Here is a 26,521-nt window from a genome sequence, read left to right on the forward strand (position 1 = left end):
ACGTCCCGGGCCGGGACGACCGTCCCACCCAGCCCCTTGCCCGTCACCCGTGATCTGGATGGAACATGAAGGCTCTCGTGCTCGCGGGGGGATCCGGTACGCGGCTGCGACCGATCACCCACACCTCCAGCAAACAACTGGTCCCGGTCGCCAACAAACCGATCCTCTTCTACGGCCTCGAAGCCATCGCCGAGGCAGGCATCACCGACGTCGGCGTCATCGTCGGCAGCACCGCCCCGGAGATCCAGGCCGCCGTCGGCGACGGATCCGACTTCGGGCTCGACGTCACCTACATCCCGCAGAGCGAGCCCCTCGGCCTCGCCCACGCCGTCCTCATCGCCCAGCCCTTCCTCGGCGACGACGACTTCGTCATGTACCTCGGCGACAACTTCGTCCTCGACGGCATCGGCGACGTCGTCGAGGAGTTCCGCAAGGACCCCCGCGACGCCCACGTCCTCCTCACCCGCGTCGACGATCCCACGGCCTTCGGCGTCGCGGTGACCGACGACCACGGCAACGTCGTCGACCTGGAGGAGAAGCCGCGCCGGCCGCGCAGCGACCTCGCCGTCGCCGGCGTCTACCTGTTCACCACCGCCGTCCACGAGGCCGTCCGGGCCATCCCGCCCTCCGCCCGCGGCGAACTCGAGATCACCGACGCCCTCCAGTGGATGATCGACCAGGGGATGACCGTACGGTCCACCGTCATCACCGGCTACTGGAAGGACACCGGCAACGTCACCGACATGCTGGAGGTCAACCGCACACTCCTGGAACGTCTCGAACCCCGCGTCGACGGGTCCGTCGACGCGGAGAGCGAGATCATCGGGCGCGTCAGGATCGAGGCGGGCGCAGAGGTCCGTCGCTCTCGCATCGTCGGCCCCGCCATCATCGGCGCCGGCAGCGTGGTCACCGACTCCTACATCGGCCCGTCCACCTCGGTCGCGGAGGAGTGCCGCATCGCCCACAGCGAGATCGAGTACTCCATCGTGCTGCGGGAGTCGTCCTTCGACGGCGTCAGGCGCGTCACCGCCTCCCTCGTCGGCCGCAACGTCAAAGTCACACTGACACCGCGGCTGCCCGCCGCGCACCGCCTCGTCATCGGAGACCACGGGCAGGTCCAGATCTCTTCATGAACCCCGTCCGCCTCCTCATCGTCACAGCGGTCGACGCCGAGCGCGACGCCGTCGGGCGGGGCCTGTCGCCCGCCGCCCCCGTCGCGGCCCCCGGCCCGCCGGGCCGCGAACTGCTCCGCCTCACCTGCAACGGGGGAGTCCCCTGCCCGGACACCCACCCGATGCCGTCGGCCGCCCGCCGCCGCCCGCTGACCGTGGACCTGCTGACCGGGGGAGTGGGCCCCGCCGCGGCAGCGGCCGCCACCGGCGCCGCGCTCGCCCTGGCGGCGGTCCGGGACGAGCCGTACGACCTGGTCGTCAGCGCGGGCATCGCGGGCGGGTTCGCCCCCGTCGCGGCGGTGGGCTCCGTGGTCGTGGCCGACCGGGTGATCGCCGCCGACCTCGGCTGCGAGACCGCCGACGGCTTCCTGCCCGTCGACAGCCTGGGCTTCGGAACCTCCGAGTACGCCTGCCCGCCGCACCTGGCCGCCGCCGTCGCCCGCGTCCTCGGCGCCGTCCACGCGCCGGTCCTCACCGTCTCCACCGTGACCGGGACCGAGGAACGGGCCCGGATGCTCCAGAAGAGCCACGGGGCCGCCGCCGAGGCCATGGAGGGATTCGGCGTCGCCGAGGCCGCTGCCGTCCACGGCACCCCGATCCTGGAGGTCCGCACCGTCTCCAACCCGGTCGGTCCGCGCGACCGCGCCGCCTGGCGCATCCCCGACGCACTCGCCGCCCTCCGCGACGCCTTCGCGGTGCTCCGCCCCGTCCTCGCCCACGGCGCCCCACCCCCCTACAGCTGACCCCGGGGCCCCGAACCACCGCACACCGCATGGTCGTTCGGGGCCTCCTGCCCCACACACGCCGCGGTCCTACGGGTGCTCTTGCCTCCGCCCGTCCCGTGGTCCTACGGGGCCGCTCGCTTCCGCCCGTCCCGCGGTCCTACGGGGCACGTGCTTCCGCCCAACCCGCGGTCCGGGGCCACGTGCCTCCGTCCACGTCGGCGGTGGTTCGGGGCCTTCTGCCTCCGTACACCCGGCGGGTGTCAAGGGCCCCGCACCTCCGCGCACGGCCCCGCGCGCACAGCTCCGGTCTGCGTGAACGACCCGGCGCGGCCGAACTCCAAGCGTTTCCCCAGAGAACCCCGCCGGGCGCCGAAAAAGCCTCGTCACCCGGGTCATGCTGTCCCCAACCGCACGCGGAGCACACCGTCGGACCTATGCCCACCGGGCGCCTCGCCTCGGGCCTACACCGGGAGCCCCGGCGCGCACTTTGTTCCGTCACCGAACCGAACAGCATGGGGGCAGTCCATGACGAATGAAGCGCAGCTTCGGGACTACCTCAAGCGGGTCACCGTCGATCTCCACACCACCCGGCGCAAGCTGCGGCAGCTGGAGGCCCGCGAGCAGGAGCCCGTCGCCATCGTCGGCATGAGCTGCCGGCTGCCCGGCGACGTGCGCACGCCGGACGACTTCTGGGACCTCCTGGTCTCCGGGACCGACGCGGTGACGGACTGGCCCGCCGACCGCGGCTGGCCCGCCCCCGGACCGGAGTCCGGCACCGACGGGGACCGCCGCCGCGGCGGCTTCGTGTCGGACGCCGACCGCTTCGACCCCGCCTTCTTCGACATCTCCCCGCGCGAAGCCCTCGCCATGGACCCCCAGCAGCGCCTGCTGCTCGAAGTGGTCTGGGAAGCCTTCGAACGCGCCGGCATCGACCCCACCACCCTGCGCGGCAGCCGCTCCGGCGTCTTCGTCGGATGCAGCGACCAGGGCTACGCTTCCGGCCTGCGCGAGGTCTCCGACGACGTCCGCGGTCACCTGCTCACCGGCAACTCCATGTCCGTGCTCTCCGGCCGCGTCGCCTACGCGCTCGGCCTGGAGGGCCCGGCGGTCACCGTCGACACCGCCTGCTCCTCCTCCCTCGTCGCCCTGCACCTCGCCGCCCAGTCCCTGCGCTCCAAGGAGTGCTCGCTCGCGGTCGTCGGCGGCGTCACCGTCATGTCAGGACCCGGTGCCTTCATCGAGTTCGGCCGGCAGGGCGGCCTGGCCGGGGACGGACGCTGCAAGGCTTTCTCCGACGACGCCGACGGCACCGGCTGGGCCGAGGGCGCCGGCACGATCATCGTCGAACGGCTCTCCGACGCCCGCCGCAACGGCCACCAGGTCCTCGCCGTACTGCGCGGCAGCGCCGTCAACCAGGACGGCGCCTCCAACGGTCTCACCGCCCCCAACGGCCTCTCCCAGCAGCGTGTCATCCTCGCCGCACTCGCCAACGCCGGCCTTCCCGCGACCGAGATCGACGCCGTCGAGGCCCACGGCACGGGAACCGCCCTCGGCGACCCCATCGAGGCCCAGGCCCTCCTCGCCACCTACGGACAGGGCCGCCCCGAAGACCGCCCGCTGCTGCTCGGCTCCGTGAAGTCGAACATCGGCCACACGCAGGCGGCCGCTGGCGTCGTCGGTGTCATCAAGTCCGTCCTCGCCCTGCGTCACGGCGTCCTGCCGCCCACCCTGCACGCCGGATGCCCCTCCAGCCACGTCGACTGGACCGCCGGGCACGTCACGCTCCTCAACGAGACCACCGACTGGCCCCGCACCGACCACCCGCGCCGCGTCGGCGTCTCCGCCTTCGGCCTCTCCGGCACCAACGCCCACGTCGTCATCGAGCAGGCACCCGAGCCCACCGCGGACGAGCCCGCCCCCGAACCGGCACCGCGTGCCGCTCTTCCGGTCCTCCCGTGGCTCCTGTCCGCCCGGGACGAGGACTCCCTGCGCGGCCAGGCGGGCCGCCTGGCCGCCCACCTGGCCGCACACCCGGACACCGACCTCTACGACCTCGCCGCATCCCTGGCTGGCACACGCACCGCTTTCGAGCACCGGGCCGTCGTCCAAGGCGGCGACAGCCCTGAACTCCTCGCGGGACTGTACGCGTTGGCCCAAGGGGAGCAGGCCGCGCCCGGCACGCTCGTCGGAACCGCCCGGCGGGGCGGCAGGACGGCGTTCCTGTTCTCGGGGCAGGGTGCGCAGTGTCCGGGTATGGGCCGGGAGTTGTACGAGGCCTTCCCGGTGTTCGCGGAGGCTTTCGACGCGGTGTGCGCGCAGGTCGGTGAGGAGCTGCGTGAGGTCGTGTTCGGTGAGGACGCAGATCGGCTGAGCCGTACGGAGTGGACGCAGCCCGCGTTGTTCGCGGTCGAGGTGGCCTTGTTCCGCCTGATGGAGTCCTTCGGTGTCCGTCCCGACGTCCTGATCGGCCACTCCATCGGTGAGATCGCTGCCGCGCACGTGGCGGGGGTGATGTCGCTGGAGGACGGGTGTGCCCTGGTGGTGGCGCGGGGCCGGCTGATGCAGGAGTTGCCTGCCGGTGGCGTGATGGTGGCCGTGGAGGCCGCCGAGGCGGAGGTGCTGCCCCTGCTCGAAGGGCGCACGGCTGAGGTGTCGGTCGCGGCGGTCAACGGTCCGCAGGCTGTCGTGATCGCAGGCGTCGAGGCGGCGGTCGAGCAGGTCGTGTCCGAGGTGAAGGGGCAGGGCCGGCGTACATCGCGTCTGCGGGTGTCGCACGCGTTCCACTCGCCGTTGATGGAGCCGATGCTCGACGCCTTCCGCGAGGTGGCCGAGCGCGTCGACTACGCCTCCCCGTCGATCCCGGTCGTCTCGAACGTGACCGGACAGCTCGCGAGCGAAGGCGAGTTGGCCTCCGCCGACTACTGGGTTCGTCATGTCCGCGAGGCGGTTCGTTTCGCGGATGGTGTGGGTGCCCTGGCTGCCGAAGGTGTGACGCGCTTCCTGGAGATCGGTCCGGACGGCACCCTCACCGCCCTGGCCCAGAACTGCGGGTCGGACAGCGACGCCCTGTACGTACCGGTGCTCCGCAAGAAGAGCCCCGAGGCCCACACCCTTGTCACCGCCCTCGCGCGACTGCACGTGCGCGGTGGCACCGTCGAGTGGAACGCCCTCCTGCCGGGTGCCCGCACGGTTGAGCTGCCCACGTACCCCTTCCGCCGCGACCGCTACTGGCTGGAGCGCTCCTACGCCGAGGACGGCACGGCGGCCGAGGGGCCGGGCCCGCACCACCATGCCGTGTGGCGGACCGTCACCAGTCTGCCCGAGGGCAAGCGCCTGTCCGGGCGCTGGCTGTTCGTGCGGCCCGTCTCCCTGGAGGGCGACGACGGATGGGACGGCGCGCTGGCCGAAGCCCTGACCGGGGCCGGTGCCGAACTGGCCGTCGTCGAGCACCACCCCCTCGACACCCGGACCGAGTTCGCCCGCCGCGTCGCCGCCGCCACCGAGGACGACCCGGTGAGCGGAGTCGTCTCCACCCTCGCCCTCGAACACGGGGAGAACGAGGGAGTGCCCCACGGGGTCCTCGCGACCGCCGTGCTGACCCAGGCACTCGGTGACGCCGAAGTCACGGCACCCGTCTGGGCGCTCACCCGCGGTGCCGTCACCGCCACGGTGAGCGACCCCGCCCCGGAACCGGACCAGGCCGCCGTGTGGGGTCTCGGACGCGTCGTCGCGCTGGAACACCCCGACCGCTGGGGCGGCCTCGTCGACCTCCCGCCCACGCTGGACCGGCGCTCGGCCGCGCGTCTCGTCGCCCTTCTCGCCGACGGCGTACGCGAGGACCAGGCAGCTGTCCGCCCCGGCGGACTGCTGGCCCGCCGACTCGTCGCGGCGTCGCCCCGGGCGGAGTCGGCGTGGCAGCCCTCCGGCACGGTGCTGGTCACCGGGGGCACCGGCGCGCTCGGCGCCAGGGTCGCCCGGTGGGCGGCCCGCAACGGTGCGGCTCACCTGGTCCTGGTGAGCCGCAGTGGCGAGCAGGCACCGGGAGCCGAGGAACTGCGGGCTGAACTGCGCGAGCTCGGCGCCGAGACGACCTTCGCGGCCCTCGACCTGACGGACCGCTCGGCCTTGGCCGCCCTGCTCGACGCCCACCCCGTGGACGCGGTGGTCCATACGGCCGGTGTGCTCCAGGACGGAGTCGTCGACGGTCTCACGCCGGACGCGTTCCGCAGCGTCTTCGCCGCCAAGGTGACAGGCGCCCACCACCTGGACGAACTGACCCGCGACCGCGACCTCTCGGCCTTCGTCCTGTTCTCGTCCTTCGCCAGCACCGTCGGCTCCGCCGGACAGGCCAACTACGCCGCCGCCAACGCCCTCCTGGACGCCCTCGCCGAACGGCGCAGGAGCGCGGGCCTGCCGGCCACGTCCATCGCGTGGGGCCCCTGGGCGGGCGGCGGCATGGCCGCCGACGCGGATGCCGAAGGCCGTCAGCTGCGCGGCGGTGTCGGCCTGCTCGCCCCCGAGAGGGCCCTGGACGCCCTCGCGGTCTGCGTCGGGGACGCACCGGCCGCCTCCCTCGTGGCGGACATCGACTGGGACCGCTTCGGTCCCGCCTTCACCGCCGTCCGCCACAGCCCCTTGCTCGTGGAGGTGTTCAGCGCGCCCGCCGGCGCCGAGGCGGCCGCCGAGACCGTCACCACCGGACTGAGGTCCCGCCTCCGGGACCTCGACCCCGAGTCCCGGCAGCGCGCACTCCTGACCGAGGTCCGCACCCGGGCCGCCGCCGCACTCGGCTACCCCGGTGCCGAACAGGTGGGTGCGGAGCGGGCGTTCCGTGATCTGGGCGTGGATTCCCTGATCGCGGTCGAGCTGCGCAACGTCCTGGCTGCCGTGTCGGGTGTGCCGCTCCCCGCGACGGCCGTCTTCGACCACCCCACGCCCCGGGTGCTGGCCGCTTTCCTGTACGGCGAGTTGTTCGGGGACGATGTCGTCACCGTGGTCGACGCGGAGAGCGGCAGCGCGGTCGAGCTGGACGAGCCCGTGGCGATCGTCGGGATGGCGTGCCGCTTCCCGGGTGGTGTGGAGTCGCCGGAAGACCTGTGGACTCTCCTCGTCGACGGCCGTGACGGCATCGGCGACTTCCCGACCGACCGCGGCTGGGACCTCGACGTGCTCTTCGCCCCTGCCCCGGACAACCCCTACGCCAGCCACACCGCACGCGGCGGGTTCCTGTCCGATGTCGGTGGTTTTGATGCGGAGTTCTTCGGGGTGTCGCCGCGTGAGGCGTTGGCGATGGATCCGCAGCAGCGGTTGTTGCTGGAGACGTCGTGGGAGGCGGTGGAGCGGGCCGGTGTGGATCCGGCGTCGTTGCGTGGCAGTCGGACGGGTGTGTTCACGGGGACGAACGGTCAGGATTATCCGGCGTTGTTGGGTGTGTCGGAGGGTGACTTCGGCGGGTACGTGGGCACGGGCAACGCGGCGAGTGTGGCGTCGGGTCGTGTGTCGTATGTGCTGGGTCTTGAGGGTCCGGCGGTGACGGTGGACACGGCCTGTTCCTCGTCGTTGGTCGCTTTGCATCTGGCGGTGCAGTCGTTGCGGGCGGGGGAGTGTGATCTGGCGCTGGCCGGTGGTGTGACGGTGATGTCCACGCCGGGGGCTTTCGTGGAGTTCAGCCGGCAGGGTGGGCTGGCTGGCGATGGCCGGTGCAAGGCGTTCGGTGAGGGTGCGGACGGTACGGGCTGGGGTGAGGGCGCGGGTGTGCTGTTGGTGGAGCGCCTGTCGGATGCCCGCCGCCTGGGGCACCGTGTGCTGGCGGTGGTGCGGGGTTCGGCTGTGAATCAGGACGGTGCGTCGAATGGTCTGACGGCTCCGAATGGTCCGTCGCAGCAGCGGGTGGTCCGGGCGGCTTTGTCGTCCGCGGGGTTGTCGGCTGCGGATGTGGATGTGGTGGAGGCGCACGGGACGGGTACGCGGCTGGGTGATCCGATTGAGGCGCAGGCGTTGCTGGCGACGTATGGCCGGGACCGTGATGCGGGTCGTCCGTTGTGGTTGGGGTCGGTGAAGTCGAACCTGGGGCATACGCAGGCTGCTGCGGGTGTGGCGGGTGTGATCAAGATGGTGGAGGCGTTGCGGCACGGTGTCCTGCCCGCCACGCTCCATGTCGATGAGCCGTCGTCGCATGTGGACTGGTCGTCGGGGGCGGTGCGGCTGCTGACGGAACGCCGGGTGTGGCCCGATGCGGGTCGTCCGCGCCGGGCGGGTGTGTCGTCGTTCGGCCTCTCCGGCACCAACGCCCACGTCATTCTGGAACAGGCGCCCGAGCAGAGCGTGGAGCCGGTGGAGTCGGCTTCCCTGCCGGTGGTGCCGTGGGTGCTGTCCGGACGGAGCGCGGACGCACTGCGCTCCCAGGCCGGCCGCCTCCTGGAGACCGTACGCTCGACGCCTGGGACCGACCTCGTCGAGATCGGCGCCGCTCTCGCCACCACGCGTACCGCCTTCGAGAACCGTGCGGTGGTCTGGGGTCGTGACCACACGGAACTCGTCGCCGGCCTGGCCGCGTTGACGCACCACGAGCCCCACCCCCACACGGTCACGGGCATGGCGGACGAAGGCGGTACCGCCTTCCTGTTCTCGGGGCAGGGTGCGCAGCGTCCGGGTATGGGCCGGGAGTTGTACGAGGCCTTCCCGGTGTTCGCGGAGGCTTTCGACGCGGTGTGCGCGCAGGTCGGTGAGGAGCTGCGTGAGGTCGTGTTCGGTGAGGACGCAGATCGGCTGAGCCGTACGGAGTGGACGCAGCCCGCGTTGTTCGCGGTCGAGGTGGCCTTGTTCCGCCTGATGGAGTCCTTCGGTGTCCGTCCCGACGTCCTGATCGGCCACTCCATCGGTGAGATCGCTGCCGCGCACGTGGCGGGGGTGATGTCGCTGGAGGACGCGTGTGCCCTGGTGGTGGCGCGGGGCCGGCTGATGCAGGAGTTGCCTGCCGGTGGCGTGATGGTGGCCGTGGAGGCCGCCGAGGCGGAGGTGCTGCCCCTGCTGGAAGGGCGTGCGGGTGAGGTGTCGGTCGCGGCGGTCAACGGTCCGCAGGCTGTCGTGATCGCAGGCGTCGAGGCGGCGGTCGAGCAGGTCGTGTCCGAGGTGAAGGGGCAGGGCCGGCGTACGTCGCGTCTGCGGGTGTCGCACGCGTTCCACTCGCCGTTGATGGAGCCGATGCTCGACGCCTTCCGCGAGGTGGCCGAGCGCGTCGACTACGCCTCCCCGTCGATCCCGGTCGTCTCGAACGTGACCGGACGCCTCGCCGCCGAGGGTGAGTTGGCGTCCGCCGACTACTGGGTGCGCCACGTCCGCGAGGCCGTCCGTTTCGCCGACGGCATCACCGCACTCAGCGCCCAGGGTGTGACCCGTTTCCTGGAGATCGGCCCCGACGGCACCCTCACCGCCCTGGCCCGCACCGCGCTCGCCGACGACGACCGTGTGGTCTGTCGGCCCCTTCAGCGCAAGGACCGGGACGAGGCCGACGCGCTGTTCGCCGCCGTGGCCGCACTGCACACCGCCGGGGTTCCGGTGGGGTGGGACACGATCTTCGCCGGCGTGCGTCCCGCGCCCCTGTCGACGTACGCCTTCCAGCGATCCCGGTACTGGCCCGAGCCGCGCCGGGGCGCCCACCACGCGACGACCGGTGCGACGTTGGTGACGTCGGCCGCGGAGGACGCGTTCTGGAACGCCGTCGACCGGGGCGACACCGAGGAACTTGCCGGTGTGCTGGACCTCGACGACGGTGTGCTGGACGGTGTCGTGCCCGCGCTGTCCGCGTGGCACCGTGAGCAGGCCGAGCGGGCCGCGGTGAACTCCTGGCGCTATCGCGTGCTGTGGGACCGTCTGCAGCCGGGCGACGGCCGTACGGTCCACGGGCGGTGGCTGCTGCTCCAGTCCGGCGACGCCACGGCCCTGCCCGGTGTCGAGGAGTTCGTGCCGGGGATCGAACGCGTGCGGTGCGCCGCCGGCGTGGAGCGGGAGGCGCTCGCCGAGCTGCTGCGTGTGGTGGCCGCCGACCGGGAGCCCCTGGCCGGTGTGCTGTCCTGCCTGCCGGACGTCGACACCGCCCTCGCCGTCGTGCAGGCCCACTCGGACGCGGGGCTCACGGCCCCGCTGTGGCTGGTGACCAGCGGTGCCGTCGCCGTGGGGGGCGGTACCGAGGCGGCCGTCGAGCCGGGGCAGGCCTCCGTGTGGGGCCTCGGCCGGGTCGCCGCGCTGGAGCGCCCGGATGTGTGGGGCGGCCTTCTCGACCTGCCCGCCCGGCCGGACCGGCGCGCGCTCGCCCGGGCCGCCGCGGTGCTCGCCGCCGCCGACGAGGACCAGGTCGCCGTACGCGGTGGCGACGCCCACGCCCGCCGGCTCGTGTCCGCCCCGGCGCCCGCCGCCACCGGCGGGTGGACGTCACCGGAGCGTGTCCTGATCACCGGCGGCACCGGCGCCCTCGGGGCGCGTGTCGCCCGCTGGGTCGTCGAGCACGGCGCCCGTGAGCTCGTGCTGACCGGCCGTCGCGGGGCCGCGGCACCGGGCGCGGACGACCTGCGGGACGAACTGCTCGGGCTCGGCGCGCGGGTGACCGTGGTCGCCTGCGACATGAGCGACCGGGACGCCGTCGCCCGGCTGCTCGCCGAGCACCCCGTCGACGCGGTGATGCACTGCGCGGGCGTGCTCGACGACGACATGATCGCCTCGTACACCCCCGACCGGCTCGCGGCCGTACTGGCCGCGAAGGCGGACGCCGCCGACCACCTCGACGAACTGACCCGCGACAGCGGCCTGTCGGCCTTCGTGACGTTCTCCTCCATCGCCGGCGTGTGGGGCAGCGGCGGGCAGGCCGCCTACGCCGCCGCCAACGCCCACCTGGACGCGCTCGTCGAGCGCCGCCGGGCGCGTGGCCTGGCCGGCACGTCCGTGGCCTGGGGCCCCTGGGACGGCACCGGCATGGCCGCCGACGAGGCCGCCCAGACGCTGCTGCGGCGGCGCGGCCTGCGCCCGCTCGACCCGGATGCCGCGCTGACCGCGCTCGACCGCGCCCTGGCCGCTCGGGACGTCGCCGTGGTCGTGGCCGACGTGGACTGGGAGCGGTTCGCGCCCGCCTTCACCACCGGCCGGCCCAGCCCGCTGCTCGCCGCCCTGACGTCCGGCACGGTCGCCCCCGCGGCGTCGACTCCTGCCGCGGGCAGGGATGGTGGGCTGCGCGAACGGCTCGCGCCGCTCGACGCTGAGGAGCGCGACGCGGCGCTGCTCGACCTGGTGTGCCGCAGGGCCGCCGCCGCGCTCGGCCACGCGGACCCGGCCGCCGTCACCGTGGGACGGGCCTTCCGCGAGATGGGCTTCGACTCGCTGACCGCCGTCGAACTGCGCAACGACCTGACCGCCGAAACGGGCGTCGCCCTGCCGACCACCCTGGTCTTCGACCACCCCACCCCGCTCGCCGTCGCCGCCCACCTCCGGGACGCGCTGTTCGGGACCGCCGAGGAGCGGCACGAGGTGACCGCGGCGGCCACCGACACCGATCCGGTCGTCGTCGTCGGCATGGGCTGCCGCCTGCCGGGCGGCATCGACGGCCCCGACCAGCTGTGGGAGCTGCTCGCCGCAGGCGGTGACACCGCCGGAGGGTTCCCCGAGGACCGGGGCTGGGACCTGGCGGCGCTGCTGGAGGCGAGCGACACGGCGGCCGGCGGCTTCCTGACGCAGGCCTCCGCGTTCGACGCCGCGTTCTTCGGCATCAGTCCGCGCGAGGCGCAAGCCCTCGACCCGCAGCAGCGGCTCGTCCTGGAAACCTCGTGGGAGGCCCTGGAGCGCTCCGGGATCGCCCCCACCACGCTGAAGGGCTCGCGCACCGGCGTCTTCGTCGGTGCCGGAAGCTCCGGCTACGCCACCGGTCTGACCGAGGTCCCGGAGGGACTCGGCGGTCACCTGCTGACCGGTCAGGCGGGCAGCGTGGTCTCCGGGCGCGTCTCCTACGCGCTCGGCCTGGAGGGCCCGGCCGTCACCGTCGACACGGCCTGCTCCTCCTCGCTGGTCGCCCTGCACCTCGCCGTGCAGTCGCTGCGCGCCGGCGAGTGCGACCTCGCCCTCGCGGGCGGCGTCACTGTCATGGCCGACCCGGGCGCCTTCGTCGAGTTCAGCGTCCAGGGCGGTCTCGCGCCCGACGGCCGCTGCAAGGCGTTCTCCGACGACGCCGACGGCACCGGCTGGGCGGAGGGCGTGGGCGTCCTCGTCGTCGAGCGGCTGTCCGACGCACGCCGCAACGGCCACCGGGTGCTCGCGGCGGTCGAGGGTTCCGCCGTCAACCAGGACGGCGCCTCCAACGGGCTGACCGCGCCCAACGGTCCCTCCCAGCAGCGGGTCATCCGTCAGGCGCTGGCCTCCGCCGGACTCTCCCCGCAGGACGTGGACGCCGTCGAGGCGCACGGCACCGGCACCACCCTCGGCGACCCCATCGAGGCGCAGGCCCTGCTCGCCGCCTACGGCCAGGACCGCGCCGAGGACCGGCCGCTGTGGCTCGGCTCGGTCAAGTCCAACCTGGGGCACACCCAGGCCGCCGCCGGTGCCGTCGGTGTCATCAAGATGATCCTGGCCCTGCGCCACGCCACCCTCCCGCGCACCCTGCACGCCGGACAGCCGTCCTCGCGCGTCGACTGGGACAGCGGGAGCGTCCGGCTGCTGAACGAGGACGTCGCCTGGCCCGCGGGCGACCGTGTCCGCCGGGCCGGTGTCTCCGCGTTCGGCCTGTCCGGTACGAACGCACACGTCATCCTCGCCGAACCGGCCCCGACGGCCGACGGGTCCACCGCGCCGGTGCGCGGGGGTGAGGACACCGGACGGGCCGCCCTCCCCTGGCTGCTGGGCGCCCGCAGCGCGCCCGCCCTGCGCGGCCAGGCCGCCCGGCTCCTCGCACACGTGGAACGGCACCCCGACGCGGACCCCGCCGACGTCGCCCACGCGCTCGCGTTCACCCGGGCCCCCCTGGAGCACCGGGCGGTCGTGGCCGGCGGTGACCGGGCCGCGCTGCTGGCCGGGCTCCGCGCGCTCGCCGACGGCGACATGCATCCCGCCGTGGTCACCGGGGACACCCTCGCCCCCGGCGGCACCGCGTTCCTCTTCGCCGGCCAGGGCACCCAGCGGCCCGGCATGGGACGCGGCCTCCACGACGCCTTCCCGGCCTACGCCGACGCCTTCGACGCCGTCTGCGGCCACTTCGACGGACTGCTGCCCCGCCCGCTCGCCGAGGTCGTGCACGGCGACGACGCCGAGCTGCTGAACCGCACCGAGTACGCCCAGCCCGCGCTGTTCGCCGTCGAGGTCGCCCTCTTCCGGCTCCTGGAATCCTTCGGGGTGCGCCCCGCCCACCTGCTCGGCCACTCCGTCGGCGAGCTCGCGGCCGCCCACGTCGCCGGGGTGCTCGCCCTGCCCGACGCGTGCCGGCTCGTCGCCGCCCGCGGACGGCTGATGCAGGAACTGCACGAGGGCGGCGCGATGATCGCCCTCCAGGCCGCCGAGGAGGAGGTCCTGCCACTGCTCGACGGGCGGGAGGACGTCCTCGGTGTCGCCGCCGTCAACGGCCCGCGCTCCGTGGTCGTCTCGGGCGACGAGGACGCCGTGCTCGACGTCGCGGCCCACTTCGCGGCCCAGGGCCGCAGGACGACCCGGCTCCGGGTGAGCCACGCCTTCCACTCGCCGCGCATGGAGCCCATGCTCGACGCGTTCCGCGCCGTGGCGGCCTCCGTCGCGTACGCGGAGCCGCGCATCCCCGTCGTCTCCGACCTCACCGGCCGCCTCGCCGAACCCGGAGAGCTGACCGACCCCGAGTACTGGGTGCGGCACGTGCGGCACGCCGTGCGGTTCGCCGACGGCGTCGCCACGCTGGAGGAGCGTGGCGCCGGCCGCCTGCTGGAACTGGGGCCCGACACCACCCTGACCGCCCTCGCCCAGAGCGCCTGGCGGGGCGCCGCGCCCGTCGCCGCCGCCACACTGCGCGACGACCGTGACGAGGCGCAGACGCTGCTGACCGGCGTCGGAGCCCTGCACGCGCTCGGCACCGACGTCGACTGGCGCGCCGTCCTCGACACCGTCGCCCCCGGTGCCCGTCCCGTCGAACTGCCCACCTACGCCTTCCAGCACCGGCCGTACTGGATCGAGCCCACCGCCTCCGCGGACCCGGCCTCCGCCGGACTGGTGCCCGCCGGGCACCCGCTGCTCGGCGCGGTCGTGCCGTCCGCCGTCGACGACACCCTGCTGCTCACCGGCCGTCTCACCACCCGCGGCGCGGGCTGGCTCGCCGCGCACCGCATCGGCGGGGCCGCCGTCGTACCGAGCACCGCCCTCCTCGAACTCGCCCTGGCCGCGGGCGCCCACGCCGGGCGCCCGCAGCTCGGCGAACTCGTTCTGGAACGCCCGCTGGCGCTGCCCGAGCACGACGGCGTCGCCCTCCAGATCCGCGTCGAGTCGCCCGACGCCCGCGGCGACCGCGCCTTCGCCGTGCACGCGCGACCCGCCGGTGACACCACCGCGCCGTGGATCCGGCACGCCACCGGAGTCCTCACCGCAGAGACCGCACCCGTACTCGACCACGACCTCACCGCCTGGCCGCCGCCCGGCGCGCGGGAACTCGCCACCGACGGCCTGTACGCACGGCTGCGCGAGGCCGGACTCGACTACGGGCCCGTCTTCCAGGGCTTGCTGGCCGCCTGGCAGGACGACGACGCCGTGTACGCGGAGGTCGCCCTGCCCGAGTCGGCGGCCACCGAGGCCGCCCGCCACGACCTGCACCCGGCGCTCCTGGACGCCGCCCTGCACCCGCTGGGGCTCGGCGCGTTCGACGGTCTCGGCGACGGGCGCGTGCTGTTCTCCGCCGGCCCGGCCCGCCTGTTCGCCACCGGCGCCACCACCCTGCGCGTCCGCCTGGAGCGCACCGGCCCGGACACCCTCGCCCTCACCGCCGCCGACGCGGTCGGCGAACCCGTCCTCACCATCGGCTCCCTGCTGCTGCGCCCCGCCCCGGACACCCGCGGGCAGGCCATCGCCCCGGCCGCCGCCGAGCCCGTCACCGGGCAGGGGGAAACCCCGGCCGCCGAGCTCGTACGCCGTCGCGCCGCCGCCCGTACCCAGCCGCCCGGCAGCCTCCTGGAGCGCCTCGCCACCCGGCCCGCCGCGGAACGCGAACGCACCCTCCTCGCCACCGTCCGCGACCGTGTCGCCGCCGTCCTCGGCCACGGCGGGCCCGACGAGGTGGAACCGGCGCGCCCGTTCACCGACCTCGGCCTCACCTCGCTGACCGCGGTCGAACTCCGCAACGGCCTCAGCGCCGCCCTCGGCGTCACCCTGCCCGCCACCCTGGTCTTCGACCACCCCACCCCGGCGACACTCGCCCGGCACCTCGCCGACGACCTGTTCGGCACCGCCAACGCCGACACCCCGGCCGCCGTGCGGCGCGCCGTCGACGACGACCCGATCGCCGTCGTCGGCATGGCCTGCCGCTACCCCGGCGGCGTGGCCGCACCCGAGGACCTGTGGAACCTGGTGCGCGCCGGGGCCGACGGCATCTCGCCGCTGCCCACCGACCGCAACTGGAACCCCGAGCGGCTCTACCACCCCGACCCCGACCACCCGGGCACCGTCTACACCCGCGAGGGCGGCTTCCTGCACGACGCCAGCCGTTTCGCCCCGGCGTTCTTCTCCATCAGCCCCCGCGAGGCCCTCGCCATGGACCCGCAGCAGCGGCTGCTCCTGGAGGTCACCTGGGAGGCGCTGGAGCGCGCGGGAGTCGACCCGCTCGGAGCGCGCGGCTCCGCCACCGGCGTCTTCGCCGGCGTCACCTACCAGGACTACGTGACGATCCTCGCGGCCTCCGACGACAACTTCGAGGGCTACGTCGGCACCGGCAACTCGCCGAGCGTCCTGTCCGGCCGCATCTCCTACGCGCTCGGCCTGGAGGGCCCGGCCGTCACCGTCGACACCGCCTGCTCCTCCTCCCTCGTCGCCCTGCACCTCGCCGCGCAGTCCCTGCGCCAGGGCGAGTGCGAACTCGCCCTGGCCGGCGGCGTCACCGTGATGTCGACACCCGGTTCCCTCATCGAGTTCAGCCGGCAGCGCGCCCTCGCCGAGGACGGCCGCTGCAAGCCGTTCTCCGCGGACGCCGACGGCGCCAGCTGGGCCGAGGGCGTCGGCATGATCGTCCTCGAACGGCTCTCCGACGCGCGCCGCAACGGCCACCAGGTCCTCGCCGTCATCCGCGGCTCCGCCCTCAACCAGGACGGCGCCTCCAACGGGCTGACCGCGCCCAACGGTCCCTCCCAGCAGCGGGTCATCCGGCAGGCGCTGGCCTCCGCCGGACTCTCCCCGCAGGACGTGGACGCCGTCGAGGCGCACGGCACCGGCACCACCCTCGGCGACCCCATCGAGGCGCAGGCCCTGCTCGCCGCCTACGGCCAGGACCGCGCCGAGGACCGGCCGCTGTGGCTCGGCTCCCTCAAGTCGAACATCGGGCACAGCCAGGCCGCGGCCGGTGTCGGCGGCGTCATCAAGATGGTCATGGCGCTGCGCGAAGGCGTCCTGCCGCGCACGCTGTACGCCGACAACCCGACCCCGCACGTCGACTGGAGCGCCGGACACGTCCGCCTGCTCACCGACGAACAGCCCTGGCCCGAGACCGGCCGCGCCCGCCGGGCCGGCGTGTCCTCCTTCGGCATGAGCGGCACCAACGCCCACGTCATCGTCGAACAGGCACCCGACGCCGAACGGCCCGCCGCGCACACCCCACTGCCCGCCGTGCCCGTCATGCTGTCCGCGCGCACGCCCGCCGCGCTGCGCGCCCAGGCCGCCCGCCTGCGCACCCACCTGCGCACCCGGCCCGGGACCCCGCTCACCGACCTCGCCTACACCCTCGCCGTCGGCCGCGCCGCACTCCCGCACCGCGCCGCCTTCCTCGCCGACGACAGCGAGCGGCTCGACGAGACACTGGCCGCGCTGGCCGCCGACGGGCCGCTCACCGCGCCCGCTGCCGTCGGCAGTGTCGTGCCCGGCGGCGCCGAACCCGTCCTCGTCTTCCCCGGGCAGGGCGCCCAGTGGGCCGGTATGGCGCGTGAACTCCTCGACGATTCACCGGTGTTCGCCGACTGGATCAACCGTTGCGAGCAGGCGCTCGCCCCGCACGCCGACTGGTCGCTGACCGCCGTGCTGCGCGGCGCGCAGGACGCCGCCTCCCTCGGCCGTGTCGACGTCGTCCAGCCCGCGCTGTGGGCCGTCATGGTCGCCACCGCCGCCCTGTGGCGCGCCCACGGCGTCCGCCCGGCCGCCGTCGTCGGCCACTCCCAGGGCGAGATCGCCGCCGCCTGCGCGGCCGGGGCGCTCACCCTGGAGGACGGCGCCCGCGTCGTCGCCCTGCGCAGCCGGGCCATCACCCGCATCGCCGGCACCGGCGGCATGATGTCCGTGCCGCTGTCGGCCGACGACACCCGCGCCCGCATGGAGCCGTGGGCCGACCGTCTCGCCGTCGCCGCCGTCAACGGACCCGCCTCCGTCGTCGTCTCCGGCGAGGCCACGGCCCTGGACGAACTGCACGCCGCCCTCACCGCGGACGGAGTGCGCGCCCGCAAGGTCAACGTCGACTACGGCTCGCACTCCGCGCAGGTCGAGGCGATCCGCGAGACCGTCCTCGACGCCCTCGACGGCATCGCCCCGCGCGAGGCGGAGATCCCCTTCCGCTCCTCGCTCACCGGCGACTGGCAGGACACCACCGGACTCGACGCCGCCTACTGGTACACCAACCTGCGCGAGACCGTCCGCTTCGAGGACGCCGTCCGCGGCCTGATCGCCGCCGGACACCGCACCTTCATCGAGGTCGGTCCGCACCCCGTGCTCGCCGTGGGACTGCGCGAGACCCTCGACGCGGCCGGCGTCGAGGGAGCCGTCCTCGGCTCGCTGCGACGCGACCAGGGCGACCTGCGGCAGTTCCTCACCGCCCTCGCCGAGGCCCACGTGCACGGCGTCGACGTCGACTTCGAGAAGGTCTTCGCCGGCACCGGCGCCGTCCGCACCGACCTGCCCACCTACCCCTTCGAGCACCGGCGCTACTGGCCCACCGTCCGCGAGCAGGCCGCCGCCGACCTCGCCGCGAGCGGCGCCCTGACCGCCGACTCCGTCGAGGCGCGCTTCTGGGAGACCGTCGAGCAGGAGGACCTGGAGAGCCTCGCCGACACCCTCGAACTGCCCGCCGACGCCCCCCTCAGCAGCGTCCTGCCCGCCCTCTCCCACTGGCGGCGCACCCGCAGGGAACGCGCCACCACCGACGCCTGGCGCTACCGCGTCGCCTTCAGCCCCCTCGACACCGGCCCCGCCACCCTCGGCGGCACCTGGCTGCTCGTGACCCCCGCCGACGAGGCCGGCCACACCGCCCTCGCCGACACCGTCGCCGACGCCCTCACCGCGGGCGGCGCCCGCACCGTGCGCCGGATCACCGCGCCCGACGGAACGCCCGACCGCGCCGCCCTCACCGGCCTGCTCACCGGCGCCGAGGACGCCGGACGGCCTGCGGGCGTCCTGTCCCTGCTCGCCCTCGACACCCGCGACCACCCCGCACACACCGCCGTCCCCGTGGGACTCGCCACCACCCTCGCCCTCGTCCAGGCCCTCGGCGACCTCGGCATCGAGGCACCCCTGTGGTGCGCGACCCGCGGAGCCGTCGCCGTCGGCGGCGCCGACCCCGCGCCGGACGCCGCCCAGGCGGCCGTGTGGGGCCTCGGCCGGGTCGCCGCCCTGGAACTCTCCGACCGCTGGGGCGGCCTGATCGACCTGCCCGCCGACCTCGACGCCCGCTCCGTCACCCGCCTCGCCGCCGTCCTCGTCGACCCCGGCGAGGAGGACCAGATCGCGCTGCGCGCCACCGGCGCACACGGCCGCCGCCTGGTCCACGCCCCCGGCGCGGACCTCCCCGCCGACACCTGGCAGCCTCGCGGCACCGTCCTGGTCACCGGCGGCACCGGCGCCCTCGGCGGCCACGTCGCCCGCTGGCTCGCCGACCGCGGCGCCACCCACCTGGTGCTGGCCGGCCGCCGGGGCGCCGACGCGCCCGGCGCCACCGAGCTGCGCGACGAACTCGCCGGCCGCGGCGTCGACGTCACCCTCGCCGCCTGCGACGTGTCCGACCGCGCCGCACTCACCGACCTGCTCGCCGCGCTGCCCGCCGACCGGCCCCTGGACGCGGTGTTCCACGCGGCCGGATCCCTCGACGACGGCGTGCTCGACTCGCTCACCCCCGACCGCATGGACCCGATCCTGCGCGGCAAGGCCACCGCCGCCCGCGTCCTGCACGAGCTCACCTGCGACCTCGACCTGTCCGCGTTCGTCCTGTTCTCCTCCACCGCCGGCGTCCTCGGCGGCGCGGGACTCGGCAACTACGCCCCGGGCAACGCCTACCTCGACGCCCTCGCCGCCGAACGCCGCGCCGCCGGACTGCCCGCCACGGTCGTCTCCTGGGGCCTGTGGGCCGACGGCGGCATGGTCGGGGACAGCGCCGGAGACCGCATGCGCCGCCACGGGGTCCACCCCATGGACACCGCCGCCGCCTGCGAGGCCCTCGGCCACGCCCTCGACCTCGACGACACCCACGTCGTCGTCACCGACCTCCGCTGGGACACCTACGCCCCGTCGTTCACGGCGCCGCGCTCCAGCCACCTGCTGGACGAACTGCCCGCCGCCCGCCGGGCGCTGGACACCGCCCGGGAGAACGCCGGCCCCGCCGTGGCCGACACCTCCTCGCTCCACGCCCACCTGGCCGCCCTGCCCGAGTACGAGCGGGCCGACGCCGTCCTGCAGATCGTGCGCGGCCACGTGGCCGGCGTCCTCGGCCACCCTGGCGCGGACGCCGTGGAACCGGACCGCCCCTTCACCGACCTGGGCATCGACTCGCTCAGCGCCGTCGAACTGCGCAACGGAATGAACCGCATCACCGGCCTGCGACTGCCCAGCACCCTCGTCTTCGACCACCCCACCTGCCGCGCCCTCGCCGACTTCCTGCTCGCCGAGGTCGCCGACGACACCGCCCCCACCACCGCGGACGCCGGCCCGGCCCGGCCCGCCGTCGACGACGACCCGATCGCCGTCGTCGCCATGGGCTGCCGCTTCCCCGGCGACATCCGCACCCCCGAACAGCTGTGGCGGATGCTCCTGAACGGCGAGGAGGGCCTGGTCCCCTTCCCGGAGGACCGGGGCTGGGACCTCGACGCCCTCTACCACCCCGAGCCCGGCAAGGCCGGCACCGTCTACACTCGCACCGGCGGCTTCCTCGGCGACGCGGGCGGATTCGACCCGGCGTTCTTCAACATCTCGCCCCGTGAGGCCGTGGCGATGGATCCGCAGCAGCGTCTGCTGCTGGAGATGGCGTGGGAGACGTTCGAGCGGGCGCGCATCGATCCGCGCACCCTGCGCGGCAGCCGCACCGGCGTGTTCGCCGGCACCAACGGCCAGGACTACACCGGTATGCTCGCCGCCTCCGGCGAGGACTTCGAGGGCTACATGCTGACCGGCAACGCCGCCAGCGTCGTCTCCGGCCGGCTCTCCTACACCTTCGGGCTCGAGGGCCCGGCGGTCACCGTCGACACCGCCTGCTCGTCGTCCCTGGTCGCCCTGCACCTTGCCGTGCAGTCCCTGCGCGCGGGGGAGTGCGACCTCGCCCTCGCCGGCGGCGTCACCGTCATGGCCTCGCCCGGTCTGTTCGTGGACTTCAGTCGTCAGCAGGGGCTGGCGGCGGACGGGCGGTGCAAGGCGTTCGCGGACGCGGCGGACGGGACGGGGTTCTCCGAGGGTGGTGGTCTGCTGCTGGTGGAGCGGTTGTCCGATGCGCGTCGCAACGGGCATCCGGTGCTGGCGGTGGTGCGTGGTTCGGCGGTGAACCAGGACGGTGCGTCCAACGGTCTGAGTGCGCCGAACGGTCCGTCGCAGCAGCGGGTGATCCGTGCCGCGTTGGCGGATGCGGGCGTGTCGGCTGCGGATGTGGACGCGGTGGAGGCGCACGGGACGGGGACGCGGCTGGGTGATCCGATCGAGGCGCAGGCGTTGCTGGCCACGTACGGCCGGGAGCGGGATGCGGGCCGGCCGTTGTGGCTGGGGTCGGTGAAGTCGAATGTGGGTCACACGCAGGCGGGTGCCGGTGTGGCGGGTGTGATGAAGATGGTGCTGGCGATGCGGCACGGTGTGCTGCCGGCGACGCTGCACGTGGATGCTCCGTCCTCGCATGTGGACTGGGGTCAGGGTGCGGTGGAGCTGCTGACCGAGGCCCGACAGTGGCCAGGGACGGGGGAGCGTCCGCGTCGTGCGGGTGTGTCCTCGTTCGGGATCAGCGGCACCAACGCCCATGTGGTGGTGGAGGCCGCGCCCGAGGAGGAGCGCGGGGCGGATACGCAGGAGGGGGGCGTGTGGTCGGGGCCGGTGCCCTGGGTGCTGTCCGCCCGCTCCCGTGACACCCTGCGCGCCCAGGCCGCCCAACTCCTCGACCACGCACAGCAGTTCCCCGACCTCACCGACGCCGACCTCGGCCTCTCGCTCACCGCGACCCGCGCCGTCTTCGAGTACCGCGCCGTCGTTCTCGGCCGGGACCGCGCCGCCCTCACCGACGGACTGCGGCTGCTCGCCTCCGGTGAGACCGGACCGCACACCGTCACCGGCACCCACCGCGGCGAGGGCAGGACCGCGTTCCTGTTCTCCGGACAGGGCGCCCAGCGCCCGGGAATGGGCCGCGGCCTGTACGAGGCGTTCCCCGCGTACGCGGACGCCTTCGACGCGGTCTGCGCCCACTTCGGCGACGACCTGCGGGCCCTCGTCCTCGGCGACGACGTCGAGCGCCTGAACCGCACCGAGTGGACCCAGCCCGCGCTGTTCGCCGTCGAGGTCGCCCTCCACCGCCTCCTCGAATCCTGGGGCGTGCGACCCGACTTCGTCGCCGGGCACTCCATCGGCGAGATCGCCGCCGCCCACGTCGCCGGGGTGATGTCGCTCCCGGACGCCTGCGCCCTCGTCGCCGCCCGCGGCCGGCTCATGCAGGAACTTCCCCCCGGTGGCGCCATGTTCGCGGTGGAGGCCACCGAGGAGGAGGTCCTGGCGCTGCTGGAGGGACAGCCGCACGCCGGAGTCGCCGCCGTCAACGGCCCCGGCTCCGTGGTGGTCTCCGGCGCCGAGGACGTCGTCGCCGACGTCGCCGCACGGCTCGCCGCCGAGGGGCGCCGCACCACCCGCCTGCGGGTCAGCCACGCCTTCCACTCGCCGCTCATGGAGCCGATGCTCGACGCCTTCCGGGAGGTCGCCGCGGGCATCTCCTACGCGCCGCCGCGGATGGCCGTCGTCTCCAACGTCACCGGTCGTGTCGCCGCTCCCGGTGAACTCCAGGACCCGGAGTACTGGGTGCGCCACGTACGCGAGGCCGTGCGCTTCGCCGACGGCATCGGCCGGCTCGCCGAGCACGGCGTCGACCGGTTCGTCGAGGTCGGACCCGACGGCACCCTCACCGCGATGGCGCAGAGCTGCCTGCCGGACGCCGAGCACACCCTGTTCGTCCCGGCCCTGCGCAAGGACCGCGACGAACGCGAGACGCTCCTCGACGCCCTCGCCCACGCCTTCACGCACGGAGTGGGCGTCGACTGGCCCCGCCTCTTCGACGGCACCGGCGCCCGCGTCGCGCAGCTGCCCACCTACCCCTTCCAGCGCCGCCGCTTCTGGCCCGGCCCGCCCGTCCTGCTCGGCGACGTCACCACCGCGGGACTCGGCACGAGCAGCCACCCGCTGCTCGGCGCGGCCGTGGAACTCGCCGACGGGTCCACCCAGGTGTTCACCGGCCGCCTCGCGCTCGGCTCCAGCCCTTGGCTCAGGGACCACGCGCTCACCAGCACCGCCCTGTTCCCCGCCACCGGCTTCCTGGATCTGGCCCTGCACGCGGGCGCCCGGACCGGCTGCGAGCAGGTCGCCGAGCTGACCATCCTGTCCCCGCTCACCCTGCCCGAACGGGGCGGCGTGCAGGTCCAGGTCCGCGTCGAGGCGCCGGACGCCACCGGCGCCCGCCCGCTGACCGTGCACGGCCGGCCCGACGGCACCGAGCCGGGCACACCGTGGACCCTGCACGTCAGCGGCCTGCTCACCCCTGCCGCCGAACCGGCCACCACGCCCTACGACTTCACCGCCTGGCCGCCCGAGGGCGGCGAGGAGGTCCCGCTCGACGGCTTCTACGAGGCGTTCGCCGACCGCGGCCACCTCTACGGCCCTCTGTTCCAGGGCCTGACCCGGGTGTGGACGCGCGGGGAGGAAGTGTTCGCCGAGGTGGCCCTGCCCGCCGACGCGGACCCCGCCGCCGACGCCTTCGACCTGCACCCCGCCCTGCTGGACGCCGCCCTGCACGCGGTGATGTTCGTGCCGATGGAGGACGCCGGACGCCTGCCGTTCTCGTGGAACGACGTACGCGTGGACGCCGTGGGAGCCTCCGCGCTGCGGTTGCGCATGGTCCAGGAGGGCCCGGAGGCCATCGGCCTCGCCCTCGCCGACCCGGAAGGCCGGCCCGTCGCGTCCGTCGGCTCGCTCACCCTGCGCGAGCTGACCGGCGACCTCGCCGGCTCCACCGTCGGCGCCCCCGCCCAGCGGGGCCTGCACGAACTGGACTGGCAGCCCACGGCCACCCCGGTCACCGCCCCCGCCACGACGGCCGCGTGGACCGTCGTCGGCGCGGGGGAGGCGGACGAACTGGCCGCCGCGCTGAACGCCGCCGGACACACCGCGCGCTCCGTGCCCGACCTGGACACCCTCGCCGAGGCCGACGAGATCCCCGACACCGTCGTGTACGCCGTACCGGTCGCCGCCGTCGGTCCGCAGACCGGGGCCGGCGCGGGCGCCCTCGCGGACGCGGCCCGCACCACCGCCGGCCACGCCCTGGACCTCGTACGGCGCTGGCTGGAGGAGCCCGCCTTCCTGCACGCCCGGCTCGCCGTGGTGACCCGGTGCGCCGTCCCCGCCGCACCCCGCCCCGCCGACCCGGCACAGGCCGCCGTCTGGGGCCTGGTGCGGGCCGCCCGCTCCGAGAACCCCGGCCGTCTCGTCCTCGCCGACACCGACGGCACCGCCGCCTCACTGGCGGCACTGCCCGCCGCGCTCGACGACACCGCCTTCGAACGCGCCGTCCACGACGGCACGGTGAGCACCCCGCGCATCGTGCCGCTCGCCGCCGACCGGGCCCTCGCGCCACCGGACGGCACCGAGGCCTGGCGGCTCGGGATCGAGCGCAAGGGCACCCTGGACGGCCTGCGCCTCACCCCCTGCCCGGAGGTCACCGCCCCGCTCGCACCGAACGAGGTGCGCATCTCGATGCGCGCCGCCGGCGTCAACTTCCGTGACGTCCTCACCGCGCTCGGCATGTACCCCGGCGACGCCACCGCGATCGGCCTGGAAGGCGCGGGCGTCGTCACCGAGGTGGGCGACGCGGTCACCGGACTCGCCCCCGGCGACCGGGTGATGGGCATGTTCGCCGGAGCCTTCGGGCCCGTCGCGGTCGCCGACGCCCGCATGGTCGCGCCGATCCCGAAGGGCTGGAGCTTCGCCGAGGCTGCCACCGTCCCGATCGTCTACCTCACCGCGTACTACGCGCTGGTCGACCTCGGCGGGCTCCGGCCCGGCGAGAGCCTGCTGGTGCACGCCGCGGCCGGCGGGGTCGGCTCCGCCGCCGTCCAGCTCGCCCGCCACCTCGGCGCCGAGGTGTACGGCACGGCGTCCCCCGCCAAGTGGGACGCCCTGCGGGCCGCCGGCCTGGACGACGCCCACCTCGCCTCCTCCCGCGAACTCGACTTCGAGGAGCGGCTGCGCACCGCCACCGACGGCCGGGGCTTCGACGTCGTCCTCGACTCCCTGGCCCGGGAGTTCGTGGACGCCTCACTGCGGCTGCTGCCGCGCGGCGGCCGGTTCCTGGAGATGGGCAAGACCGACGTACGCGATCCCGCACAGGTCGCCGCCGACCACCCCGGCATCACCTACCGCGCCTTCGACCTGGTGGAGGCCGGACCCGACCGGATCGGCGAGATCCTCACCGACCTCGTCGACCTCTTCGGACGCGGTGTCCTCGAACCGCTGCCGATGGCCGTGTGGGACGTACGCCGGGCACCGGACGCGTTCCGCTTCCTCAGCCAGGCCCGGCACATCGGCAAGGTGGTCCTCACCCTGCCGACCGCGCCCGACCCCGAGGGCACCGTCCTGCTCACCGGCGGGCTCGGCGGGCTCGGCCGGATCACCGCGCGCCACCTCGTCGCCGAACACGGCGTCCGGCACCTGCTCATCGCCGGCCGGCGCGGCCCGGACGCGCCCGGCGCCGCCGAACTGCGCGCCGAACTCGCCGGCCTGGGAGCCGAGGTGACCATCGCGGCCTGCGACGTCGCCGACCGCACCGCGCTCGCCGCGCTCCTCGAGGGCATCCCCGCCGACCGGCCGCTGACCGCCGTGGTGCACACCGCCGGCGTCCTCGCCGACGGCGTACTGTCCTCCATGACGCCGCAGCGGCTCGCCGAGGCGCTGCGCCCCAAGGCCGACGCGGTCGTCGCCCTGCACGAACTGACCCGCGACCTCGACCTCGCCCGGTTCGTGGTCTTCTCCTCCGTCGCCGGCACCTTTGGCGGCGCGGGGCAGGCCAACTACTCCGCGGCCAACGCGTTCCTGGACGCCTTCGCACACCACCGGCGCGCCCAGGGCCTGCCCGCCGTGTCCCTCGCCTGGGGCACCTGGCTGCCGGACGCGGGGATGACCGGGGAACTCACCGACGCCGACCGCGAACGCCACGCCCGCACGGGCATGGTGCCGCTCGACGCAGCCCAGGGCATGCGCCTGCTGGACGCGGCGGCCGACTCCGACCGGGCCGCGCTGCTGCCGATGGACCTCGACCCGGCCGCGCTGCGCGAACACCACGACGTGCTGCCGGTGCTGATGCGCGGCCCGGTGCGCATCCCCGCCCGGCGCCGCGCCGGCACCGCCGCCACCGCGGCGCCCGCCGCGCCGGCACCGCGGTCGCTGGCCGACCGGCTCGCTCCGCTGTCCGCGACCGACCGCGAGCAGCTGCTGCTCGAGATGGTCGCGGAACAGGCCGCGGCCGTCCTCGGGCACGGCTCCGCCGCCGAGATCGACCCCGAACAGACCTTCAAGGAGCTCGGCTTCGACTCGCTGACCGCGGTCGAGCTGCGCAACCGGCTCGCGTCCGCCACCGGACTGCGGCTGCCCGCCACCCTGGTCTTCGACCACCCGACCGCTCTCGCCCAGGTCCGTCACCTGCTGGGCGAACTGACCCTGCCCGAGCCGCCCGGCACCGCACAGGCGCTGCTCGGCGAGATGGACCAACTGGAGAGCGCCCTCGACGACTCCGGCGTGACCGGCGAGGACCGCGAGAAGGTCACCGCCCGGCTGCGCGACCTGCTCTCCCGCTGGCAGGGCGAGCCCGTCGCCCCGGCCGCCACCCCCGTCGACGAGGACGAGGAACTGGCCGGTGTCGAGACCGCGGGTGACCTCTTCGACCTGATCGACCGCGAGCTGGGTGACGCATGAGCACACCGCCGCTCCCCCCGCACGCCCCCGACGCCCCGGCCC

Annotated in this window: 3 protein-coding genes; all 3 read left to right on the plus strand. The window is 74.8% G+C overall.

Translation table 11 applies throughout. From position 1 onward, the window contains the following. The first annotated feature begins 65 nt into the window (after window positions 1-65). Window positions 66-1,133: a glucose-1-phosphate thymidylyltransferase gene (locus tag OHB56_RS37155; protein ID WP_359735361.1), complete on the plus strand. Its 1,068-nt coding sequence runs from the start codon at window positions 66-68 to the stop codon at window positions 1,131-1,133. Further along, a complete protein-coding gene (locus OHB56_RS37160) occupies window positions 1,130-1,915 on the plus strand; it encodes a futalosine hydrolase (protein ID WP_326756100.1) in 786 nt (261 codons plus the stop codon). The genes OHB56_RS37155 and OHB56_RS37160 overlap by 4 nt, the downstream gene beginning before the upstream one ends. Window positions 1,916-2,422: 507 nt before the next feature. Then, window positions 2,423-26,479: a type I polyketide synthase gene (locus tag OHB56_RS37165; RefSeq protein WP_406358253.1), complete on the plus strand. Its 24,057-nt coding sequence runs from the start codon at window positions 2,423-2,425 to the stop codon at window positions 26,477-26,479. The last annotated feature ends 42 nt before the right edge of the window (window positions 26,480-26,521 follow it).

The organism is Streptomyces sp. NBC_01635 (assembly GCF_045209715.1).
Classification (GTDB): domain Bacteria; phylum Actinomycetota; class Actinomycetes; order Streptomycetales; family Streptomycetaceae; genus Streptomyces; species Streptomyces hirsutus.